Here is a 20,765-nt window from a genome sequence, read left to right as displayed (position 1 = left end):
AATCCTATGACAAATGGGTCAAAATAAAGGAGAGAATAATCCCTAAGGAGGAAAGGAAGCCGACAATGGGACCACCTTCTTCATATGCTTCAGGCATCATGGTGGAGGAAACCATTGCGAGCAAGCCACCGGCACCGAAGGCTCCAATCAGGTAGGAAGTGCTTTCAGGTGCATTCTCCAAAAATACATAACCGAGTAAAGAACTGAGAGAGGAAAGCATGACCACACTTCCCCATAGAAATAGAATTTTCCTCGTACTGTACTGATCGAGCTTCAACCCGATACTGCTTGATAATGATTCGGGTAAATTACTGATGAAGATAGCGGTGATGAATACCCATGGCATGGATTGACTTTCAATAAAGCTTACGCCGATAATGATGGATTCAGGAATGGCATCCATTATCGTTCCTACATAGATGGCCAGCCCTGAATGATTGTGAGGGTTTTTCTTAGAACGCTTCCTTTCGCTTCCACCTTTTTTAGAGATGAAAATTTCGAATAATGTAAAGATAAGGGCACCTAACAGAAACATGGATATTAAATAAAGTAGATTTGCTCTTCCTTCTGCCTCACTTAAGAGATCAAAGGTAGCGGAACCGATGATCAATCCCGTTCCTAAGGCCATAATAAACGCTACAACCCGCTTCGGAATATGTAGATAAATTCCCATAAAGGCCCCGATTAATAAAGATAGACTGGCTGCGCCTCCCCATAAAGCTGCCTGAAACATCTCTCACACCTCCCTGATAAATCATTCATTGTGAGTTTTCCCTAATTGAATAAAGAATTAAACACGTAATAAATCCTGAATAGATTTAAATTGGTGTGGGGATAGTAAGGGTGAATCAAATTTAGGAGGCATTCGAATGAAAAAATATCTATTGATTTCCCTTATGGGATTGGTGTTCATGACTTTGGCTTCAGGTTGTGGTACGAGCAATAACATGAACGAAGAAGGACAGCAGATGAACAACCGGAATCTGGAGAGGGTCAATTATAAGAATGATCAGGCGAACCGTGATTATATGAATGACGGTACGATGAGGGAAAACTATTCTCTTGCTGACAAAGAAGCGGATAAAGTAGCTGAACTTAAAGAAGTAAAAAGCGCATATGTGCTTACAACTGATCAAAATGCATATGTAGCTGCTGTACTTGAAGATAAGAGGAATGGAAATGTATCGAAGGAATTGGAGAAAAAAATCTCAGATCAAGTGAAGAATGCAAATGGAAGTATTAATAATGTGTATGTTTCAACTAATCCTGATTTCATTGACCGGATGAGGGACTATGCCGATAAAGCGGAAAATGGGAAACCAATCGAAGGATTTGGTGAAGAAATAGCTGATATGGTAAAGCGGGTATTCCCGAATAGAGGCTAATAATTGATTGGGGAAAAAGTCGAACTTTGGTTCGGCTTTTTTTATTTTCCATAGGAAATGAATGGGTTTTTCAGTATACTATTTAGAGGAGCGAAATAATTTTGAAAGGGGAGGACAGCTTGGCACAAACACTGACAAAGCCAGCAGTAAATCCTACTATTTATGGCATTCTCTTAGCGATCAGTTCGGGTCATTTTATTAACGATACCCTTCAGGCTGTGGTGCCGGCTATGTTTCCAATCATTGAAGAATCATTGCAGCTTAGTTACACGCAAATTGGCTGGATCGCATTTGCGCTCAATATGACATCCTCTTTATTACAACCCGTATTTGGTTACTATGCCGATATTCGAGCGAGACCTTATTTACTGCCATTAGGGATGTTGTCGAGCTTAACGGGATTGATAGGCTTTGCATTATCCGGTCATTTTATTTGGATTATCGTATCCGTATTGTTTATCGGGTTTGGATCTGCCATTTTCCATCCGGAAGGGTCACGGGTAGCCTACTTGGCAGCGGGAAACCGAAGGGGGCTTGCACAATCGATTTATCAGGTCGGAGGAAATACCGGTCAATCACTGGCGCCGTTGATAACAGCCTTTATTTTTGTTCCTTTTGGACAAAAAGGAGCGTTGTGGTTCACCATCGTGGCAATCATAGGCGTGTTAGTGTTACTTCGTGTGTCTGCCTGGTATTCAGAGAGACTCCGTTCGAATGAGAGAATGGATTATAGGAAGAAACCTGCTTCAACAAAAATGTCGATTCATCCAAAAGTGAAGTGGGCCATGGTATTCGTGGTTTTTCTTGTATTTTCAAGATCATGGTACGGTGCCGGGATTTCAAATTACTATCAGTTTTATTTGATTGAAGACTATGGTCTTTCCATTAAAGAAGCACAAGCGTACATATTTGTTTTTATGTTTGCCGGGGTACTGGGGACCTTCTTAGGAGGACCGTTAGCTGATCGTTTTGGAAAAAGAAATATCATCTTTTTTTCCATGATTGGTGCCGCACCATTGACCCTCGCATTACCTTACTTGTCTTTGGACATGGTTTATCCATTCATTTTTTGTATAGGGCTTATATTGTCATCAAGCTTCAGTGTCATTGTCGTGTATGCCCAGGAACTTTTGCCAAGTAAGATTGGGATGGTGTCAGGTTTGACCGTTGGCCTGGCGTTTGGAATGGGAGCGGTTGGAGCCGTCTTATTTGGGGGTCTTGCCGATTTATTCACCATTCGATTTGTGATGATCCTATGCAGCTTCCTTCCCCTGCTCGGTATGATGACTTTCTTCCTACCCTCTGACAAAACCGTTCGAAGCTTTCATAAGTAACGATAAAGAAGGGAAGATGCCTTGAAGTTTTCGAAGGCATCTCCCCTTTTTGCTTTAGCATTAAGAAAATGCAAAATAAAGTATGAATAATCCGCAAAGGATATATATTATGGGATGAACCTCTTTCCATTTCTTTAGTGAAATCATGGCAAATGGATAGAGAATGAATCCTAAGGCAATCCCGGTTGCGACACTAAAGGTTAAAGGCATCATAATGATCGTGACAAAGGACGGAATGACAACTTCGAGTCGATTCCAATTGATATGCCTTACTTCCGTAGCCATTAAAGCTCCTACAATAATGAGTGCCGGAGCCGTCACCTCAGGCGTTATGACAGACAAAACGGGTGAGAAGAACAGCGCAATCGTGAAACAAATGGCAATCACAACCGATGTGAATCCTGTTCTGCCTCCTACGGCAACCCCTGCAGAAGATTCCACAAAAGATGCAGTCGTTGAAGTACCGAAAATCGCACCTGCCACCCCTGAGGCAGAGTCAGCGAGAAGGGCTCTGCCTGCATTCGGAATTTGATTATCCTTCATGATTCCTGCCTGACTGGCTACGGCAATCAATGCACCTGCAGTATCAAAGAAAGCGACGAATAGGAAAGTGAAGATAACGGCCATGATTTCAAGGGTGAAAATATCGCCCAAATGTGTAAATACTACACCGAATGTCGGGTCCAGACTAGGGACCTTTCCGATAACAGAGTGGGGCACGTCAATTTTGCCTACAATCATACCGATGACGGTGGTTGCAACCATCCCGTAGAATATTCCGCCTTTAATTCCTTTCACTAACATCATCAACGTAATGATGAATCCGAATACAGCAAGCAATGTGGCAGGGGAAGATAGATCCCCGATCGAAACGAATGTTTCCGGATTGGAAACAACGAGCCCTGCGTTCTTAAAACCAATGAAGGCAACGAAGAATCCAATTCCTCCTGCAATGGCGAATTTCAGATCCTGTGGGATGACGTTAATGATTTTCTCCCGGATTTTCATTATGCTTAAGATCATGAATATGATCCCGGCAATGAATACCCCGGTTAGTGCTATTTCCCAAGGGACTCCCATACCGATGCATACTGAAAAGGTAAAGAATGAGTTCAGGCCCATACTTGGGGCTATCCCTATTGGGAAATTTGCAAGAATCCCGATTAATAGGGACCCTACTATCGCAGATAGGGCGGTAGCCGTGAATAAGGCACCTTTATCCATTCCTGCCTGACTGAGAATAATAGGATTAACGACAAGAATGTAGGCCATCGAAAGGAAGGTAGTCACTCCTGCTAATGTTTCTTTTCTATAAGTTGTCTCTCTTTCAGCAAATTGAAAGAATCTTTTCATTAGGTAATCCTCCCGGTAGATAAAATAAAAAAACTCTGGTGAAAATCAACCAGAGTGTCATCTACAGGATAAAATAATTCCATAGGCATTACTTTATCTTGTAGACAAGCCATTTAAGGTAGCTGGTAGAAACGTTCAAGCCATATTCTTGAACTTATACAAGGTGTATGTGTTTGTTATAATTGAATTAGAAGAATCATAACAACTCACTTTTAACAGGTCAATGGGACCGGTAAAAGTTCATGAATTCATTATTTTCTAAATTGATGATTTATTGTAAAAAACCTCATACGCACTATACAACACAAGTGAAAAAAGCTATATTTAGTGAATACAAACGTAGAGAAATGTTTTAAGTTAATTTATATAGGAGGAAATAATATAATGTCTTCTTTAAAGCCAGGTACGGTAGTGGATTTATTCGTTGATCATGAAGTACCATATGGTTTCTTTTTAACGAATGATGAGGATCGTGTATTGCTGCATCACTCTGAAATAACAGAAGAAATTCAAGAAGGAGATACGGTGAAAGTATTTCTTTATCATGACAAGGACGTTCGTCTGACAGCGACTATGCGTATCCCTAAAGTACAAGTCGGTGCATACGGGTGGGCAGAAGTTGTGGACAAAAGGGAAGATTTAGGTGTCTTTGTTAATATCGGACTACCTAAGGATATTCTGGTCTCATCGGATGACCTTCCGAAGTTTCTGGAGCTGTGGCCAAATCCCGGTGACCAGCTGTTCTTAACCCTGAATCGGGATAAGCAAGATCGTCTATACGGAAGATTGGCAACTGAAAATATCATTGAACAGGTGTCCAGGAGAGCTTCTAATGAAATGATGAATGCAAAAGTGCAGGGACGGGTATATCGACTGCTCCGAGTCGGGACCTTCTTCTTATCTGAGCAAGGGTATCGCTGTTTCGTTCACATGAATGAACGAAAGCAAGAGCCAAGACTCGGGGAGCTTGTTGAAGGAAGAGTCATCGACGTGAAGGATGATGGAAACGTGAATGTTTCATTCTTACCTTTAAAGCAGGATAAAATGCAGGATGATGCGGAGGTTATTCTTGAGTACTTGGCACAACGAAATGGTGCGATCCCTTACTGGGATAAAAGTCAGCCTGACGAAATCAAAGACCGCTTCAATATGAGTAAGGCTTCCTTTAAACGTGCCCTCGGTAAACTGATGAAAGAAAATCAGGTGTATCAGGAGGAAGGCTGGACGTACTTAAAGAAATAACTCATTACAAAAGAGTGCTGACACATTGTCAGCACTCTTTGTTTACATTTAGAGAAGGCGGTCTCTTTCGACTTTTAGCTCTGCCTTTTTTGCTCTAACAGGTGTAAGCGGTAATAAGGTTCCCAATAATGCGATGAACGAGCATCCTATGAGAACAGTGGAATATCCTTTCAAAGCTATGGTGGATAATAATCCGAACACGACAAGATCTAAGCAAGAATCCACGATGGAAAGCAATGAAATCGTCGTAGCCCTAATCCCGGAAGGTATTAAATCATTACTTAACTGGGAGTAGATGGGATACCGGATTGCCCGCACAAGCCTTAACAGAAAGAATGCACCTAACACGATCCATAAAGAGGAACCGAACAAGCCCGAAAGAAGTAACCCGACTACCGCTGTCAATCCAGATAGGTTCATCAGCAATATCCTGGAAAAACGAGCAGTCATCCAGCCGATTGAATTCGAAGCTATATAGCCAAAGATGGCAGAAACGGCATAAAAGAAACCAATCATATACACGGGAACCCCTGCATCCTTTAGAAGCGGCTGGTCAAAGTATTGGTAAACGGCACCGGCCGGGATGAAAACCAATGTGACATTCAGAAACATCAGCAATAACTGTGGTGCTTGCTGTATGACTTTGAAACCACTCTTAATTTGAGAGAATGGATTTTCTTTCTGGAATGAATCAGCAACAGGCTGTTTGACACGCAGAATCAAGAACAATTCAATCAAATGAAAGACCAAGCCGAGAATAATGAGTAGGGTGAATTGATTATCAGCTAAATCCTTTGCTAAATATGAACCGACCAAAACGGCAATTAGCATACTAATGAACGAAGCTGACTGGATTTTCCCCATTGCATGATCCATTCGATTTTCTTCATTTGACTCCTTGAGTGAATCATAGATCAAGGCCTCATCTGCCCCTGAGAAGAAGGTAACACTGAACCCATTGATGAAGCTGTAAAGGAAAAACATCCAAGGTTCATAGGCAAATAGAAGAAGAACGATACTAATGAACTTAAGAAACGAACCGAGTAAAAAAGAATATTTTGCCCCGAAACGATCGGCAAATATTCCAGTTGGAACCTCTCCGAGTAATACGGCCCCGCTCCAAAACATCAGAACGAGCAATATATCGGAGGAGGTTAATCCTCTTTCGAAATAGAATAATGTTAAAACGGGTTGAAGAAAGCTGATTGTACCAAAAAAAGAAATCCAAAATAGCATCCGGATATTATGGGATGCGAGCGTTTGTTTCATCATAAAATGTCTCCTGCTTCCTGATTTAATTTATACTCTGGAAGAAGGAGCGCCGTTTCCTGTTACAAACTCAGAACGTTCACTCCTTCTTGAATTAGTGAAAGTGTTTTTTGAGTTTTTTGCATGATATTTCCTCCTACAATTTGATGAATTAAGTGTAGCATAACAGGCGTTAAAGGGATAAGGTATTTATTCGACATTATATTAAGTGTGCAGAAAGGGTTATAGATGAATGAAAAAAGTTGTATTAGATGTATTGCAGTCAAGAGGGACTTACTATGAAATCGGCCTTCAGCTAGGACATGAACTTCGGAAATCCCCCCTTTACACCCATCATCTGGAGCGCCGTAGGAAGTCACTGCGAAACTACAAAGTGGATATCATGGAAGCGAAGAGATTCATTCTTCAGTATGCACCCGGCTTGTGGGATGAATTACAGGGTTTATCTAAAGGATTGCAATGGTCCATGGAGGAAACTGTTCATGAATATTCAGGCTTTCAGCAGGAGTGGATAGAGTCCGGTTGTTCATCTCTGGCGAAAGATGGTGTTTATGTAAGAAATTATGATTACCATCCCAAAACGTATGAGGGAAGGCTTCTATTAGTAAAGCCTTCAGGAGGGTATGCTTCTATAGGTTTCTCCGGCAGAGGGATCGGTCGGATTGACGGGTTGAATGAAAAAGGATTGGCAGTTGGCTTTCACTTTGTAAATCGCTTAAAACCTGGAGAAGGCTTCATATGTACGACAATCGCCCGGATCATCCTTGATACCTGTAAAGATTCTGACGAGGCCATTGATGTTTTGCGCAAGCTCCCTCACCGCCATAGCTTTAACTACTCTTTGTATGATCGAAGTGGAAAGGCAGCTGTGGTGGAGGCGTCTCCAAGAGGCATTGGGGTTTATCATTCATCAACTCTTGGTTGTACCAATCATTTTCAAATGAATCATATGAAGAAGGATAATCGTCATTATTTAAAGGATTCTCTGAAAAGGCTGAGCGTACTGCAATCCGAACAAAAAGAGAGGTTGACCATGGAAAGGGCCCTAAATCTGTTTAATGATGGCGAGGGCCCTGTTTTCAAGAAGGCCTATGATTCTTGGGCTGGGACCATTCATACATGTGTATTTTATTGTGAAACGTTGCAATGCTTAATCGGATTCGGTGAAAGTGCAAAAGGAGTAAAGATAGACTTTCAGGACTGGATGGAGGGAGATGACATCCCCATTCGGACGATAACCGGACATTTCGACACTGACGTCCGATTCTTATTTATGGATGAGGAATAGGGACAAAGGGGAGGGAACCGAGCAAATCAAGGGATTAACGGCTTAACTAAGTGGAGGACTTCCTCGGTTCTTACTTTTAACGTTTACATCGCGGTATAAATTTATGTACAATTTGTATCATTCTTGAAAATTAGATGCCTTGGATGGTTTCGTGCTTGCATGTTCTTGGATGTAAAAGAATGTTCAATCAATCGCATCCCTCTCTACCCCTGGCTCGAATCCATCCTGCCCCATCAGGAAAAGAGGGGGAGGGCTCGAATATTAGCAGCCCTCACCATGCTTTATCTTCGTTCCGATGAATGATTATCCACCGTGTCCGAGTTGTTTACATTGGCTTCATCTTCATCGGGATAGGGATCGAAGAAATTAACGATCTTACCAGGTCCATCAAATCCGGTAACCTGTTCTAGATCACTTTTACTCTTTTCTTTATTCAAATGAAAAACTCCTTTCTACCCATTAGTTTGGTGAAAGGAGTTTATTTTCATGCCTTTAATTGTTTTTCCAATGATCTTCAATGAAATCATCTCGGCCTGACTTTTCGCGGTCCTGTTTATATTCATCAGGATTCTTTTTATAGTATTTTTGATGGTAATCCTCTGCAGGGTAAAAAGGTGATGCAGGAAGAATCTTAGTGACGATCGGTTTATTGAATCGGCCGCTGTCTTCTATTGCTTTCTTTGTCTTTTCCGCCGATAGCTTTTGTTGTTCATTGTGATAGAAAATAGCTGTACGGTACTGGTCACCGCGATCGTGGAACTGACCTCCGTCATCAGTAGGGTCAATTTGGGGCCAGTATAGTTCTAATAGCTGCTCGTAAGGAAAGAGGTCCGGATCAAAAGTGATTTGGACGACTTCATAATGTCCGGTGTTACCCCCTTTGATATCCTCATAAGAGGGGTCTTCCAGGTGCCCTCCAGCATATCCTGAAATCACGTCGATAATCCCGGGCAGCTCATCAAACGGCTTTACCATGCACCAAAAACATCCACCTGCAAAGGTGGCAATTTCTCTCTTAACATTCATACTAGCAAACCTCCTGTACCATATGTACTCCTCTAAAGCAGTAAAGTAATTGCTTGAACAGATTCTACCACGAATGGTTCATCGCCACAATGTATTAAACTTATGCACTTACATGAAAAAATGTAAATCTGCAAGTTTTCTGCAATTTTATGAAATTTCATTTCCCATCCGTCATAATTTGTGTATAATTCTTTTGAACGGAACAATTACATATGGTAAGAATTCAGGTGAAGCGGAAGGCATGTTTCTTCTTAGCTTCTTAATAGGGAAGTTGGTGTAATTCCAACGCGGTCCCGCCACTGTAAATGGTAGTTTGCTGAAAGTATGCCACTGTGCGAAGCGTGCATGGGAAGGTATCAGCAAACAATGACCATGAGCCAGGAGACCTGCCTGAGTTTTTTTCGCACCAAATCTACGCGGATAGAGAGGTGTAATGTGCATGGTTTATTGTTTTGAACCCTATATATGCATCTTACACAACATCTCTGGTCCACTAGAGATGTTTTTTTCTGTCTACAATCTACATTCACAGGGGGAATAAGGAAATGAAACACACATTTAAGGTAATACTCTCATTATTTTTGGCCGTTGGGTTCCTTTCAGCATGCGGAACCAATGATGGTGATCAATCAAAGAATAAAGAAAATGCAGAGGTAAGTGGGGATTCATCAGAATTTCCTTTGTCTTTAAATGACGCATTGAATCATAAAGTTACACTGGAGGAACAACCTAAGCATATCGTTTCACTAATTCCAAGTAATACGGAAATTTTATTCGAACTTGGATTAAACAGGGAAATCGTCGGTGTTTCAGATTTTGATAACTATCCGAAAGAAGCCGCGGATAAAGAGAAGATCGGTGGAATGGAATTTAACGTCGAGAAAATTGTCAGCTTAGAACCCGATCTGGTCCTTGCCCATGAATCCACTGCCAAATCAGCGGAAGAAGGGTTGAATCAGTTGAAAGATGCTGGGATCAATGTATTCATCGTAGAGGATGCAAAAAGTTTTGAAGAAGTGTACACCACCATCAATGATATTGGTGTTCTTGTAGGGAAAAAAGACAAGGCAGCTTCTATTGTGTCTGACATGAAATCAGATTTGGAAGAGATTGAGAAAAAGGCAAATGAAGTATCAAATAAGAAGCGTGTGTATGTGGAAGTTTCTCCTTCACCGGACATTTATTCAACAGGAAAGAACACGTTCATCAATCAAATGCTTTCAATGGTCAATGCTGATAATGTCATGAGCGAACAAGAAGGATGGGTGAAGGTAAATCAGGAATCTGTCATTTCTTCGAATCCTGACGTGATCATCACAACGTATGGTTATTATAGCGAAAACCCGAAAGAACAAGTAATGAAGAGAGATGGATGGAAAGATGTCAATGCCGTGAAGAATGGGCATGTTTACGATGTTCATTCAGATTTAGTCACACGTACGGGTCCAAGATTGGTTGAAGGAGTAGAGGAAATTGCAAAGTCGATCTATCCAGAGGTATTTGCAAAATAGAATAGGGGTTACATACGGATTGGCTGGCCTATTTTTATTAGCGGCGGTTCTTGCAGCCATTTCAATCGGGACCATATCGATCCCGCCATTGGATATCGTTACAATCATCGGTTCTAAGTGGTTTGGCTTTGATTTACCTGAGACGGTCGATCCCATGTATTCGAACATCGTGTATACCATCAGGTTACCAAGAGTACTGTTAGCTTTACTGGTGGGGAGCTCTTTAGCCGTTGCCGGAGCTTCTTTCCAAGGATTATTGCGTAACCCGCTGGCCGATCCATATACATTGGGTGTCTCATCAGGGGCATCTGTCGGTGCAGTCATCACTTTATTTTTTCATTGGAGTATTCCGTTCATTGGGAAGTTTACGCTTCCCTTTTTCAGCATTATTTGCTCCATCATCACTGTATTTCTAGTACTATGGTTCGCACAAAAAGTCGAGAGGACCATGAAGGTTGAAACCATCATCTTGACAGGGATCATCTTCAGCTCGTTTTTAGGATCTTTGATTTCCCTGATGATCGCACTCACAGGCGAAGAATTGAGGCAAATCATCGGCTGGCTTCTTGGGAGCGTTTCTATGAGAGGGTGGGATTATATCACTATCATCTTTCCTTTCTTCCTTATAGGGACAATAGTACTCATCCTGAACGGCAAAGAGTTGAATGGAATGAGCTTCGGTGAAGAACAAGCCCGCCATATAGGCATATCCGTACATCAGAGAAAGCTTATCATTCTCATTGCCGGGAGTATCTTAACGGGATCAGCCGTCGCTGTCTCTGGAACAATCGGGTTCGTCGGTCTTGTCATCCCTCATTTTCTAAGAAGAATCGTCGGACATGATCATAAGCATCTTCTTCCCCTTTCCATCATCACAGGAGGAGGATTTCTCGTTCTCGCTGATTTACTCTCAAGAACCATCATCGCCCCGACTGAACTTCCAATTGGAGTGATTACGGCTTTGATCGGTGCTCCGATGTTCGCTTATATTCTCTTAAAGAAAAGGGGTTCTTCATCATGATCGCTGTTAACAGCGTCTCAGTGGGATATAACAATCATAAAATCGTTGATGACATGAATTTTCATGTGAATCAAGGAGAGTTTTTTGGCATTCTCGGGCCAAATGGCAGTGGGAAGACGACGCTATTAAAGGCACTTACCGGTCTTCTTCCGTTAATGGCTGGGACGATTGAATTGAAAGGAAGGCCGCTTACACAATATTCTTCGAAGGAATTAGCTAAGCATGTAGCTGTTCTGCCTCAAATATCGACTGAAACTTTTTCTTATGAAGTGAAAGAGACGGTCATGCTTGGTCGATATGCTCATCAGAAAGGTTTTATAAAAGGGGCAACGGAGAGGGATCGTGAAGTGGTTGACAAAGTGATGGACCAAACGGGTATTTCTTCTTTTCAAGACCGCTTCCTCCATGAACTGTCCGGTGGGGAACGTCAACGTGTGTTTCTTGCTCAGGCACTCGCGCAAGAACCCCAGATCCTTTTGCTTGATGAACCCACTAATCATCTGGATCTGTCCTACCAAAAATCGTTATTGGATTTAATCAAAGCACAGACAATCGAAGAAAAATTAACGGTCATATCCATTTTTCATGATTTGAATTTAGCAAGCCTTTACTGTGATCGCTTACTTCTATTAGATCGTGGAAGAACAAAACTCCTTCATCATCCGGAAGAGGTTTTGAAAGAAGAGCATATAGAAGAGGTATATCATACAAAGGTTCAAAAGCAAGCTCATCCTCTGGTGGCCAAGCCGCAGATGGTGATCGTTCCAGAGGGGAATGAAAGTGAGAATTTCATCCTGGATGAAAGGTACCTGACCTTAAGTGAAGAATGTATCCATTTCTCTGCTCCATATCCGTTGAAATGTATGTCCTCTGGAATCATTGGGGCAGGAATCGGGTGGTACAGCCACTTTATCAATCGAAGAGTACCAGGGGATTATGATTGTTCGGATTATCAGGGAGATATGAGAAAGTACCTTGTTCAAAAGGACTTGGACCCAACCTTAACCGTTGGGATGATGACGGCTCTCGATTTGACCAATATGGTGTATGATCGTTTTGAAACCGAAGGAAAATCGGTTTTCGTCGTGGTGACTGCAGGCGTTGGAAATGCCATGGACGTATCGACAAGTTACCAATATGATATGGAAACAAAGCCCGGTACGATTAATACTTGGGTATTCATCAATGGGAATTTATCAGACGAAGCGTATATTGAAGCACTCGTCACATCCACTGAAGCAAAGGTGAGAGCTTTGCATGATATGAATATACGGGACAGGAGAACAGGGAATCTGGCGACGGGCACACCTACAGACAGCATTCTGATTGCCTCCAGTCAAAAAGGCGACCACGAGCCCTTTGCTGGACCGATTACTTCAATAGGGAAATTGATCGGGAGGGGAGTCTATGAAGTAACCAAGAAAGCTATCGCTCGTTATTTGGAGAAAAAGGAATAGGGGATGTGGTCCTATTATAGAAAAGAGGCAGTACTGTGGGTAAATTGATATTTATAACCGGTGGTGTGAGAAGCGGTAAAAGCTCTTATGCTGAAGGACTTGCAGCAGGATTAAGGAAAGGGAAGGAAGAATTGGTTTATCTGGCGTGTGGGGTCAATACCGATCAGGAGATGGAACGAAGGATTCTGAAACATCAAGAAGATCGTGCTTCCGCTTCTGAAAACTGGATCACGATGGAATGCCCAAGATCGATCGGTGATGCCTTAGATTCCATTCCACATCATGCAATCGTTCTATTAGACTGCCTTACCACTCTTCTGACAAATGAGATGTTCGCTGTGGAAAAGATGGACGACAGAAGAGTAGAGAAGAAAATCTTTCAATCTATCATTGCGGTCCTCGATAAAGCACAGGTGTTGATAGTCGTTAGTAATGAAGTGTTTTTCGACCTTCCTTTAGCATCTGGCGACATACTCCGATTCCAAAGGACGCTCGGATCATTACATAAAAGGATGGTAGAGGAGTCGATGACGGCGATAGACATGTCGGTAGGAATTCCTGTTATAAAGAAGGGAATGCCACCGGTATGATTCTATTGAAAAGCGTGCTGTTGAATATACAGTTTTTCACCGTTTTACCAATCCGTATAGAATTTTTAGTTGGGAAATATGAGATAAAGTGGATGGTCCGCACATTTCCATTGGTAGGCTTCAGTATTGGCATATTTCTCTCAATCGGATATTTAGTACTGGATTCGTTTACCCAAATGAGCCCATTGGCATTATCGTTTTATATTTGGGTGTTGCCTATCATTCTTACCGGCGGACTTCATCTGGATGGTTATATGGATGCAAGTGACGCCTTTTTTTCCTATAGGGATAAAGAGAAGCGATTAGAGATTATGAAGGATCCACGTGTCGGTGCTTTTGGAGTGCTTTCTTTATTGGTTATGCTTTCCTCCCGTTTTGTCTTCATTTACGAAACTGTCCTTTACACTGATTCTGCAGTGATCACGATGGTCCTTATGTGGATACCTTTTTTCAGCCGCATAGTTATGGGAGCAAGTCTCATTCTTATTGCACCGGCACAAAAATCAGGTATGGGGTTTAGCTTCAGTAAATACATGACCAGAAATGAACTTTTCTTTCTTCCAGCATATTTTTTAGTGGGAGGAATATGCAGCTTCTTACAGGGTGGATTTTATCTTTATATCACATTCAGTATAGTCACAATTGGGTTTTTCTTATTCGTTTATGTAAAGTCCATCAAATGGTTTGGAGGAATGACTGGAGATACGGTTGGTGCCAGTGTAGAAGGGATGGAGTGGATGTTGTGGATGACTTTATGGTTATTGCCTTTATCCGACATGGTTTAACAGAAGATAATGAGAAGGGAAAATATATAGGCTGGACGAACTCGAGTTTATCCCACAATGGGATTGATATGCTTAAGGGGCGGAAGAGAAACTTCGATGAATACGAAGTGTGTTTTTCCAGCGATCTTAACCGATGTTTGGAAACAGCTCATTTTCTGTTTCCTGACGTTCCCGTGATTTCGTCGCCAATGCTGAGAGAATTACATTTTGGAAAGTGGGAAGGACTGACATACGAGCTCTTGAAGGAAGATCGAGTTTATAAGGAATGGTTAACCAACCCATGTGTTTCTCCTCCAGAAGGCGAAAATATCGTTCAGTTCAGCAAGAGGGTGGAACTTGCATGGAGAGAGATCATAGCACAAATCGAAGTCCATAATGGAAATCGATTTGCAATCATTACCCACGGTGGGGTTATTCGGCATTTATTGACAACTCTATCTCCTGAAAATGATACAAAGGCATTTTGGGAATGGGAGATTAACCACGGAAAAGGGTATGAAATGATTTGGGAAAGAGAAGAGGATTGGAGGAATCAGATTTGTACTTCATTACGGGCGGTTCCTTTAACGGAAAGGGACGATGGGTAAGGAATCACTTTCGTTTAACGAATTCTGATGCAGAGTGGGTTTCATTATTTGATGGAGATTGGAAAGCGATTTATCCGAAAATGTCTATCATCGTATTAGAGGGGATTGAGTATGCGGTCCGCGGAGCCCTTTTACAAAAGGATGGTGATATAAGAGCGGCTTTTAGAAATTGGATGCAATCATTAAGGAAGTGGGAAGAAGAAAGCCCAGATAGAAAGGTGATCTGGATTGGTTCTGAAATAGGGAAAGGAATTGTTCCCAGCGATCAATCCTCCAGAGAGTGGAGAGATATGACAGGTTGGGTTTATCAGGATCTTGCCGAAGAATCACAAAGAGTGTGGCTGGTCTGGTATGGCATGGCAACATCATTAAAAGGGTAAAGGAGAGATGGTTATATGCAACTTTATACAAGAACAGGGGACAAGGGCCGGACGAGTTTAATAGGCGGCAGGGTCGATAAGGACGATATCCGTGTTGAAGCATACGGTACCTTGGATGAGGTGAATTGCTTCGTTGGTCAAGCGATATCTGAATTGGATCATGAGCGTTATAATGATATATTGATTGATCTTGAGAAAATTCAACATGAATTGTTTGATTGCGGAGGGGACCTATCCAATATCTCAAAAAAAAGAAAGAGCAAGCTTCAGGCTGAGTCGGTTTTTTACTTAGAAGAAAAGATTGACGAATTGACAAAGGAAGCTCCTCCCCTTGAAAGGTTTATCCTTCCAGGTGGAGTGAAAGCCTCTGCCAGTATTCATATTGCAAGGACTGTTGCCAGAAGGGCAGAGAGATGCATGGTATCCCTTTCAAAGAACGACGAGGAATTTCCTGTCATCACGTTACAATATATCAACCGGTTATCGGACTACTTCTTTGCGCTCTCCCGTGTGATCAATCATCGCAGCCATGTAAAAGACGTTGAATATATCCGGAGTGCCAATGTATTTTCTTCTGGTAAAGTGCAGAACAATGATGGAAAGTAAGCTTAAAACGCTTCTGCTGATGTCATTATTCCTGGCTATATCTGCCATTGGAGGAATGGTGAAAGTCCCGGCTGTCATCGGGACGATTGCCTTGGACAGTATGCCTGCTATTTTAGTTGCTTCTTTATTCAATGGAAGGAAAGGGGCAGTTGTTGCCGGGGGAGGACATTTACTCTCGAGTCTGTATGCAGGATTTCCACTTGGACCTTTCCACATCCTGGTTGCTGCAGAAATGGCGCTCTTTGTCTGGATGTTCGGCTATGTATTCTCCAAAGGGAAGCGTGTATTGGCTGCAGCTCTTTTTTTAATAGGGAACGGTGTAATAGCCGCAGTCCCATTTATTTTTATCCTGAGTCCGTCTTTTTACGTGGCAATAATTCCTTCCCTGATAGCAGGGACCCTCATAAATTTAACAATGGCTCACTTTCTTTATCCTCCACTGGCAGCTAAATTACCGGAAGGGGTAAGGGTATGATCAGTAATCGTGATGTGTTATCAATCTCCATCAATGAAGAAGAAGAACTGATACTCGCCTCTGATTGCAGCGGAGGGATCGGCAGAAAAAATGCTGACGAGGTCCAGGCTGATCCAGAGGTTGTTGGGTATTTCAGTTTTCGGGTAGCTGTGATGGAATGCTTGGCAGTGGGTGCAAGGCTCGTAGCTGTTCAACTATTTAATTTTACATCGGATAACGTGTGGGATAAGTATACACAAGGTGTTCGAATGGGCCTGAAAGAACTTGGGATGGAGGGTGTCCCCCTGACCGGAAGTTCCGAATCCAATATCAATTTAAAGCAATCCGCTCTTGGCGTTACCTGTATTGGAATGAGAAAGAAGAAGAGGGATCAAACCTCCAAAAAGGGGATTTCGTATGCACTAATCGGTACCCCTTTAGTCGGGGATGAAGTGTTGAGATCTCAATCATATATTGCCCCATTATCTTTATTTAAGGAGTGTATCCTTCATCCTGCCATCGTCCATATTTTACCCGTGGGTTCTAAAGGTGTGCGTCACGAACTTTCTGTCCTGACAGGAAAGACGTTGAGTAAAGAAGATGTTCACTCATTTCAGGACTTAGAAAAATCCAGCGGCCCGGCTACTTCATTTATCATCTCATTTGAAGCAAAAGACGAAACGGTCATTAAGGAAATGACGGCAGGGTACTACCAACCTCTTCAGCTTTATTACTAGAACAACTAAATACTTTCAAGGATATTTGTGGTAAAATATATTTCCAGGTGTCATAGTATGGAGAAAAGTGTTAGTTTATCCATTATTCTGCGATTGTCATTTATAATGGTTTAGAGTACCATTTCATACTATCATCGGTTATTTCATGAATGTCATAAAAGTAGGTGAAGAAATGGAGTCACGGTTAGATCGAAAGACCAAGAAGAAAAAACGCGGAAGAAAAGTGATTTTGATATTATTACTCCTTATTTTTAGTTTACTCGGTTATGCTGCGTTTCAATTTTACAGCGGTTATAAAATGGCTGGTGAAGACCAGATGCAGGAAGATTATAAATTTAATGGTGTAAAAGACGAAAACGGTAAGGTAAACATTTTGTTATTGGGAGTCGATAGCAGAGGCGAGGAGAAGTCAAGGACAGATACGATGATGCTCGCGCAGATCGATCCGAAAACGAATGAAACCAAACTCGTTTCTTTTATGAGAGATATATATGCAGAAATCCCTGGTTATCAAAATTATAAGCTTAATACCGCATTTTATTTAGGTGGTCCTGAATTGCTGCGGAAAACCATCAAGCAGAATTTCGATCTGGATATCCAGTATTACATGATTATTGACTTTAAAGGTTTTGAAAAATCTGTTGATATTTTGGCTCCTGATGGAATTGAAATGGACGTTGAGAAAGCCATGTCAGAGAATATTGGTGTTTCCCTCGAGCCTGGTGTCCAGAACCTGAATGGGAAGGAATTACTGGGTTATGCGAGATTCCGTCATGATGAACAAGGTGACTTTGGTCGTGTTGAAAGACAGCAAAAGGTGATAGCTGCTTTAAAAGACGAAGTTCTATCCATCGGAGGTGTAACAAAGCTTCCGAAAATGGCAGGGTCCATACAACCTTATATTCAGACGAATATGAATAGGTTGGACCAAATCTCCATTGCGAAGGATATTCTTCTTAGTAACAGCAGTGACATGGACAAACTGACGATTCCTGTGAAAGATTCATACACAAATGAAAGTTACAGCGGAGTCGGTTCCGTTCTTGAAATTGACTTCGAAGAAAATATCCAAGCACTAAAAGATTTCCTGAGTGGTAAAAGTCAGGATGAAGCTGCAACAGAATAATGAAATAAATCCCGGTGGGCCAAGGCCCACCGGGATTTTCTTTTTTGAAGAGCAAGGTTGTTTTGAGACGGGCTAGGGCCTGTTCCACTGGGATGATGAACGTGATATTTAGTCATTTTGATTCGAATGTCAAAATTAAAAATTCTGATTATACGCTTTCTCAGCCAATTAAAGGCCCTCAGAAGGAATCTGAATAACATAAATGGTAATGATAACGCTTCCACTAGCTATTTCGGCAGAATCCTAACTACTTCCTTTATTGCACTTGATATCATTCTTCAGCATGTTACGATAATAAACGTTGTGAACAAAACACGCGCCAATCAAGGGATTCGGCGTCATGAAGCAACCATTTATTAAAAATTGAAACCTAAACATTACATTAAATGTTCTATTAAAAACAAAAAATGTGTTTTGAAAAACTGACATAAATAAGGAACGGGAGTGGATATGATTGTTAAAAAATAAGACGATTGCTTTTTTAGGTGCAGGTAACATGGCAGAGGCAATGATTTCAGGAACTGTACAAAGTGGTAAGATCCCGGCAGAACAAATTATTGTTTCCAATCGAAGCAATCAGGGCAGACTTCAGGAAATGAAAGCGAAATATGATATCACTGCTTTAACAAAGGATGATCTGCCCTTTGATGAAATAGATATCCTTATTCTTGCAATGAAGCCGAAAGATATTGACAAAGCATTAGATTCCATTAATCATCTCGTAAGAAATGATACGGTCATCATGTCTGTACTTGCAGGTATCACTACATCTCATATGGAAGATCAATTACCTGCCGGTCAGCCTGTCATCCGCGTCATGCCGAATACATCAAGTATGTTGAAGGAGTCTGCCACAGCAATCAGTGCAGGGCGGTTCACTTCAAGAGAAGATATGGAAAATGCAGAAGAATTATTATCAAGTATCGGCGAAGTATTCGTCATAGAGGAGAAGCAAATGGACATCTTCACAGGAATTGCAGGAAGCGGTCCAGCTTACTTCTATTATCTAATGGAACATATTGAAAAAACGGGTGCCGAAGCAGGACTGGATCCTTCACTGGCACGAAAGATCGGTGCTCAAACCATTTTCGGTGCAGCCAAGATGATGCTCGAACGGGAAGAGTCACCAACTCAACTAAGAGAAAATGTTACATCCCCTAATGGTACTACAGCTGCGGGACTTGATGCACTGGCACAGTTCGGTGGAGGTAAGGCTATCTCAGAAGCTGTCAAGGGAGCGGAAAAGCGATCAAAAGAAATCAGCTCTTCCTTACAGTCCAAACAATTAGTAACAAGCTAATTTAAACATCGAAACACTGACACCTCATTTAAAATAATACCAGCAAAACCAGAAATACAGGTCCGTCCCTGCATAAAGAGGGGCTTAGGGACGGACCTTTTTACTAGGAGTGATTGAATGTCCCAAGATAACCAGAAGAAACGTATCGTCATTAAGATTGGAAGTAGTTCATTGACAAGCTTACATGGAGAAATGAGCCGCAGAAAGCTTGAGCGCCTTGTTGATGAAGTTGTCCGTTTAAAGGACGACGGTCATGAAGTATTGTTGGTTTCATCAGGAGCAGTCGCTGCGGGGTACCGTAAGTTGGGATGTTTGACACGTCCAAGTTCGTTACCTGAGAAGCAAGCTGCAGCTGCAATCGGTCAAGGACTATTAATAGAAGCATATTCCGATCTGTTAATTTCAAACGGATACGTTGCTTCTCAAATTCTGATCACTCGTAGTGATTTCTCTGATGAAGATAGATATAACAATGCCAGAAATACGATCAATGTTCTACTTGAAAGAGGTATCATTCCTATTGTGAATGAAAATGATACCGTAACGATCGACCGTTTGAAGTTTGGAGATAATGATACATTATCTGCGAAAGTCGCAGCACTTGTTGATGCTGATCAACTTATCATTCTATCGGACATTGATGGATTATATGATTCAGATCCACGCAAAAATCCAGATGCTGAACTACTTGAGAGTGTGACTGAAATTACAGAAGATATTGAAGAGATGGCAGGAGAACCTGGCAGCGCCGTCGGTACTGGAGGCATGAGATCCAAGATTGATGCCTTTAAGATTACAATGGCTTCCGGCATCCCTGCATTCCTCGGTAAATCTGGGAACGCCAACGTCATCTATGATGCTGTTCAGCACACGGCGAAAGGAACCTATTTCGAATCGACGGAAGATTCCGTCAACCTTGACTCTAAAAAGCAATGGATTGCGTTCAATTCAGGACCAGAAGGTGAAATCACCATTGATGCTGACGCCAAAGACCGCATATTAGAACAGAAGGAAAGCTTGACCATTGAAGACATTTATACTGTAAAGGGACGGTTCGATAAAGGTGCCGTCGTGCGAATTCTCGATAATCGCCATGAGGAAGTCGGGCTTGGAATCGTCAACTATCGTTCAGGAAAGCTAAAGAACCCCGAAAATATTAAAGCAGATGAAATTGTTGTGGAAATAGATCAACTTGTCTGTCATGTAGAAGTGCCTATTCCAGTAGGGGTATAAATTATCGATACGGGACGAATCAAGAAACCCTGACAATCACGAATGCAAACGAAAAGCGTTGTTTTAAAATAAACAGGAGGT

At 41.8% G+C, this 20,765-nt stretch carries 22 protein-coding genes and 2 riboswitches; of the genes, 17 read left to right on the top strand and 5 right to left on the bottom strand.

What is annotated here, in order from left to right:
* Positions 1–4: 4 nt before the first annotated feature.
* Positions 5–733 (bottom strand): ZIP family metal transporter, encoded by a 729-nt coding sequence (locus tag SLH55_RS13450; RefSeq protein WP_219169807.1) that lies wholly within the window; start codon positions 731–733, stop codon positions 5–7.
* 136 nt (positions 734–869) lie between these two features.
* On the opposite strand from SLH55_RS13450, the gene SLH55_RS13445 reads away from it, so the two are divergent.
* Positions 870–1,385: a YhcN/YlaJ family sporulation lipoprotein gene (locus tag SLH55_RS13445; RefSeq protein ID WP_219169808.1), complete on the top strand. Its 516-nt coding sequence runs from the start codon at positions 870–872 to the stop codon at positions 1,383–1,385.
* 119 nt (positions 1,386–1,504) lie between these two features.
* Entirely contained in the window at positions 1,505–2,719 is a 1,215-nt protein-coding gene (locus tag SLH55_RS13440; protein ID WP_257475182.1) for an MFS transporter, read from the top strand.
* Between the two features lie 60 nt (positions 2,720–2,779).
* Here the strand turns inward: SLH55_RS13440 and SLH55_RS13435 are convergent, their stop codons facing one another.
* On the bottom strand, positions 2,780–4,072 hold the full coding sequence (locus SLH55_RS13435) for an NCS2 family permease (protein ID WP_219169811.1): 1,293 nt from the start codon (positions 4,070–4,072) through the stop codon (positions 2,780–2,782).
* An 81-nt stretch (positions 4,073–4,153) separates the two neighbouring features.
* A riboswitch (purine riboswitch) is annotated at positions 4,154–4,254 on the bottom strand.
* 202 nt (positions 4,255–4,456) lie between these two features.
* On the opposite strand from SLH55_RS13435, the gene SLH55_RS13430 reads away from it, so the two are divergent.
* Complete coding sequence (locus SLH55_RS13430) at positions 4,457–5,314, top strand: S1 RNA-binding domain-containing protein (protein WP_219169813.1); 858 nt, start codon at positions 4,457–4,459, stop codon at positions 5,312–5,314.
* Between the two features lie 48 nt (positions 5,315–5,362).
* Here SLH55_RS13430 and SLH55_RS13425 read toward each other — a convergent pair whose 3' ends face one another.
* Positions 5,363–6,586 (bottom strand): MFS transporter, encoded by a 1,224-nt coding sequence (locus SLH55_RS13425; RefSeq protein ID WP_320323637.1) that lies wholly within the window; start codon positions 6,584–6,586, stop codon positions 5,363–5,365.
* A gap of 229 nt (positions 6,587–6,815) precedes the next feature.
* Between SLH55_RS13425 and SLH55_RS13420 the strand changes: the two genes are divergently transcribed.
* Complete coding sequence (locus SLH55_RS13420) at positions 6,816–7,871, top strand: C45 family peptidase (RefSeq protein WP_320323636.1); 1,056 nt, start codon at positions 6,816–6,818, stop codon at positions 7,869–7,871.
* A 281-nt stretch (positions 7,872–8,152) separates the two neighbouring features.
* Here the strand turns inward: SLH55_RS13420 and SLH55_RS13415 are convergent, their stop codons facing one another.
* Both SLH55_RS13415 and msrA read right to left on the bottom strand, forming a co-directional pair.
* Positions 8,153–8,308, bottom strand: a complete 156-nt coding sequence (locus SLH55_RS13415; RefSeq protein ID WP_320323635.1) for a hypothetical protein — start codon at positions 8,306–8,308, stop codon at positions 8,153–8,155.
* 55 nt (positions 8,309–8,363) lie between these two features.
* Positions 8,364–8,897, bottom strand: coding sequence for a peptide-methionine (S)-S-oxide reductase MsrA (gene msrA, locus SLH55_RS13410; protein ID WP_320323634.1), 534 nt, complete (start codon positions 8,895–8,897; stop codon positions 8,364–8,366).
* A 208-nt stretch (positions 8,898–9,105) separates the two neighbouring features.
* Positions 9,106–9,306: riboswitch (cobalamin riboswitch) on the top strand.
* Between the two features lie 136 nt (positions 9,307–9,442).
* Here msrA and SLH55_RS13405 point away from each other — a divergent pair.
* From SLH55_RS13405 to proB, 13 genes are all read left to right on the top strand, one after another.
* The gene (locus SLH55_RS13405; RefSeq protein WP_219169821.1) at positions 9,443–10,408 is read left to right on the top strand and encodes an ABC transporter substrate-binding protein; all 966 of its coding nucleotides are present in this window, start codon (positions 9,443–9,445) and stop codon (positions 10,406–10,408) included.
* Positions 10,371–11,429, top strand: coding sequence for a FecCD family ABC transporter permease (locus SLH55_RS13400; protein ID WP_219169822.1), 1,059 nt, complete (start codon positions 10,371–10,373; stop codon positions 11,427–11,429). Before SLH55_RS13405 ends, SLH55_RS13400 begins: the two co-directional genes overlap by 38 nt.
* Complete coding sequence (locus tag SLH55_RS13395) at positions 11,426–12,886, top strand: adenosylcobinamide amidohydrolase (RefSeq protein ID WP_320323633.1); 1,461 nt, start codon at positions 11,426–11,428, stop codon at positions 12,884–12,886. Before SLH55_RS13400 ends, SLH55_RS13395 begins: the two co-directional genes overlap by 4 nt.
* Positions 12,887–12,921: 35 nt before the next feature.
* Positions 12,922–13,476 carry a bifunctional adenosylcobinamide kinase/adenosylcobinamide-phosphate guanylyltransferase gene (locus tag SLH55_RS13390; RefSeq protein WP_219169825.1) on the top strand — a complete coding sequence of 185 codons (555 nt, stop codon included), beginning with the start codon at positions 12,922–12,924 and terminating at the stop codon, positions 13,474–13,476.
* Positions 13,473–14,261, top strand: a complete 789-nt coding sequence (locus tag SLH55_RS13385; RefSeq protein ID WP_320323632.1) for an adenosylcobinamide-GDP ribazoletransferase — start codon at positions 13,473–13,475, stop codon at positions 14,259–14,261. Before SLH55_RS13390 ends, SLH55_RS13385 begins: the two co-directional genes overlap by 4 nt.
* Entirely contained in the window at positions 14,219–14,848 is a 630-nt protein-coding gene (locus SLH55_RS13380) for a histidine phosphatase family protein (RefSeq protein WP_219169829.1), read from the top strand. Before SLH55_RS13385 ends, SLH55_RS13380 begins: the two co-directional genes overlap by 43 nt.
* Positions 14,800–15,228, top strand: coding sequence for a bifunctional adenosylcobinamide kinase/adenosylcobinamide-phosphate guanylyltransferase (locus tag SLH55_RS13375; protein WP_219169831.1), 429 nt, complete (start codon positions 14,800–14,802; stop codon positions 15,226–15,228). Before SLH55_RS13380 ends, SLH55_RS13375 begins: the two co-directional genes overlap by 49 nt.
* Before the next feature lie 15 nt (positions 15,229–15,243).
* Positions 15,244–15,834, top strand: a complete 591-nt coding sequence (locus SLH55_RS13370; RefSeq protein ID WP_219169833.1) for a cob(I)yrinic acid a,c-diamide adenosyltransferase — start codon at positions 15,244–15,246, stop codon at positions 15,832–15,834.
* Positions 15,824–16,309 (top strand): ECF transporter S component, encoded by a 486-nt coding sequence (locus SLH55_RS13365; protein ID WP_320323631.1) that lies wholly within the window; start codon positions 15,824–15,826, stop codon positions 16,307–16,309. Before SLH55_RS13370 ends, SLH55_RS13365 begins: the two co-directional genes overlap by 11 nt.
* Positions 16,306–17,025: an ATP-binding protein gene (locus tag SLH55_RS13360; protein ID WP_320323630.1), complete on the top strand. Its 720-nt coding sequence runs from the start codon at positions 16,306–16,308 to the stop codon at positions 17,023–17,025. The genes SLH55_RS13365 and SLH55_RS13360 overlap by 4 nt, the downstream gene beginning before the upstream one ends.
* Positions 17,026–17,197: 172 nt before the next feature.
* Positions 17,198–18,151: an LCP family protein gene (locus SLH55_RS13355; protein WP_320323629.1), complete on the top strand. Its 954-nt coding sequence runs from the start codon at positions 17,198–17,200 to the stop codon at positions 18,149–18,151.
* Positions 18,152–18,605: 454 nt separating this feature from the next.
* The gene (proC, locus tag SLH55_RS13350; RefSeq protein ID WP_219169838.1) at positions 18,606–19,451 is read left to right on the top strand and encodes a pyrroline-5-carboxylate reductase; all 846 of its coding nucleotides are present in this window, start codon (positions 18,606–18,608) and stop codon (positions 19,449–19,451) included.
* A gap of 117 nt (positions 19,452–19,568) precedes the next feature.
* Positions 19,569–20,684 (top strand): glutamate 5-kinase, encoded by a 1,116-nt coding sequence (gene proB, locus SLH55_RS13345; RefSeq protein ID WP_219169840.1) that lies wholly within the window; start codon positions 19,569–19,571, stop codon positions 20,682–20,684.
* The last annotated feature ends 81 nt before the right edge of the window (positions 20,685–20,765 follow it).

The organism is Rossellomorea sp. YZS02, assembly GCF_033963925.1.
Taxonomy (GTDB): domain Bacteria; phylum Bacillota; class Bacilli; order Bacillales; family Bacillaceae_B; genus Rossellomorea.
Note: the sequence above shows the minus strand (reverse complement) of the source record. Positions and strands in the feature narration are given on the sequence as shown.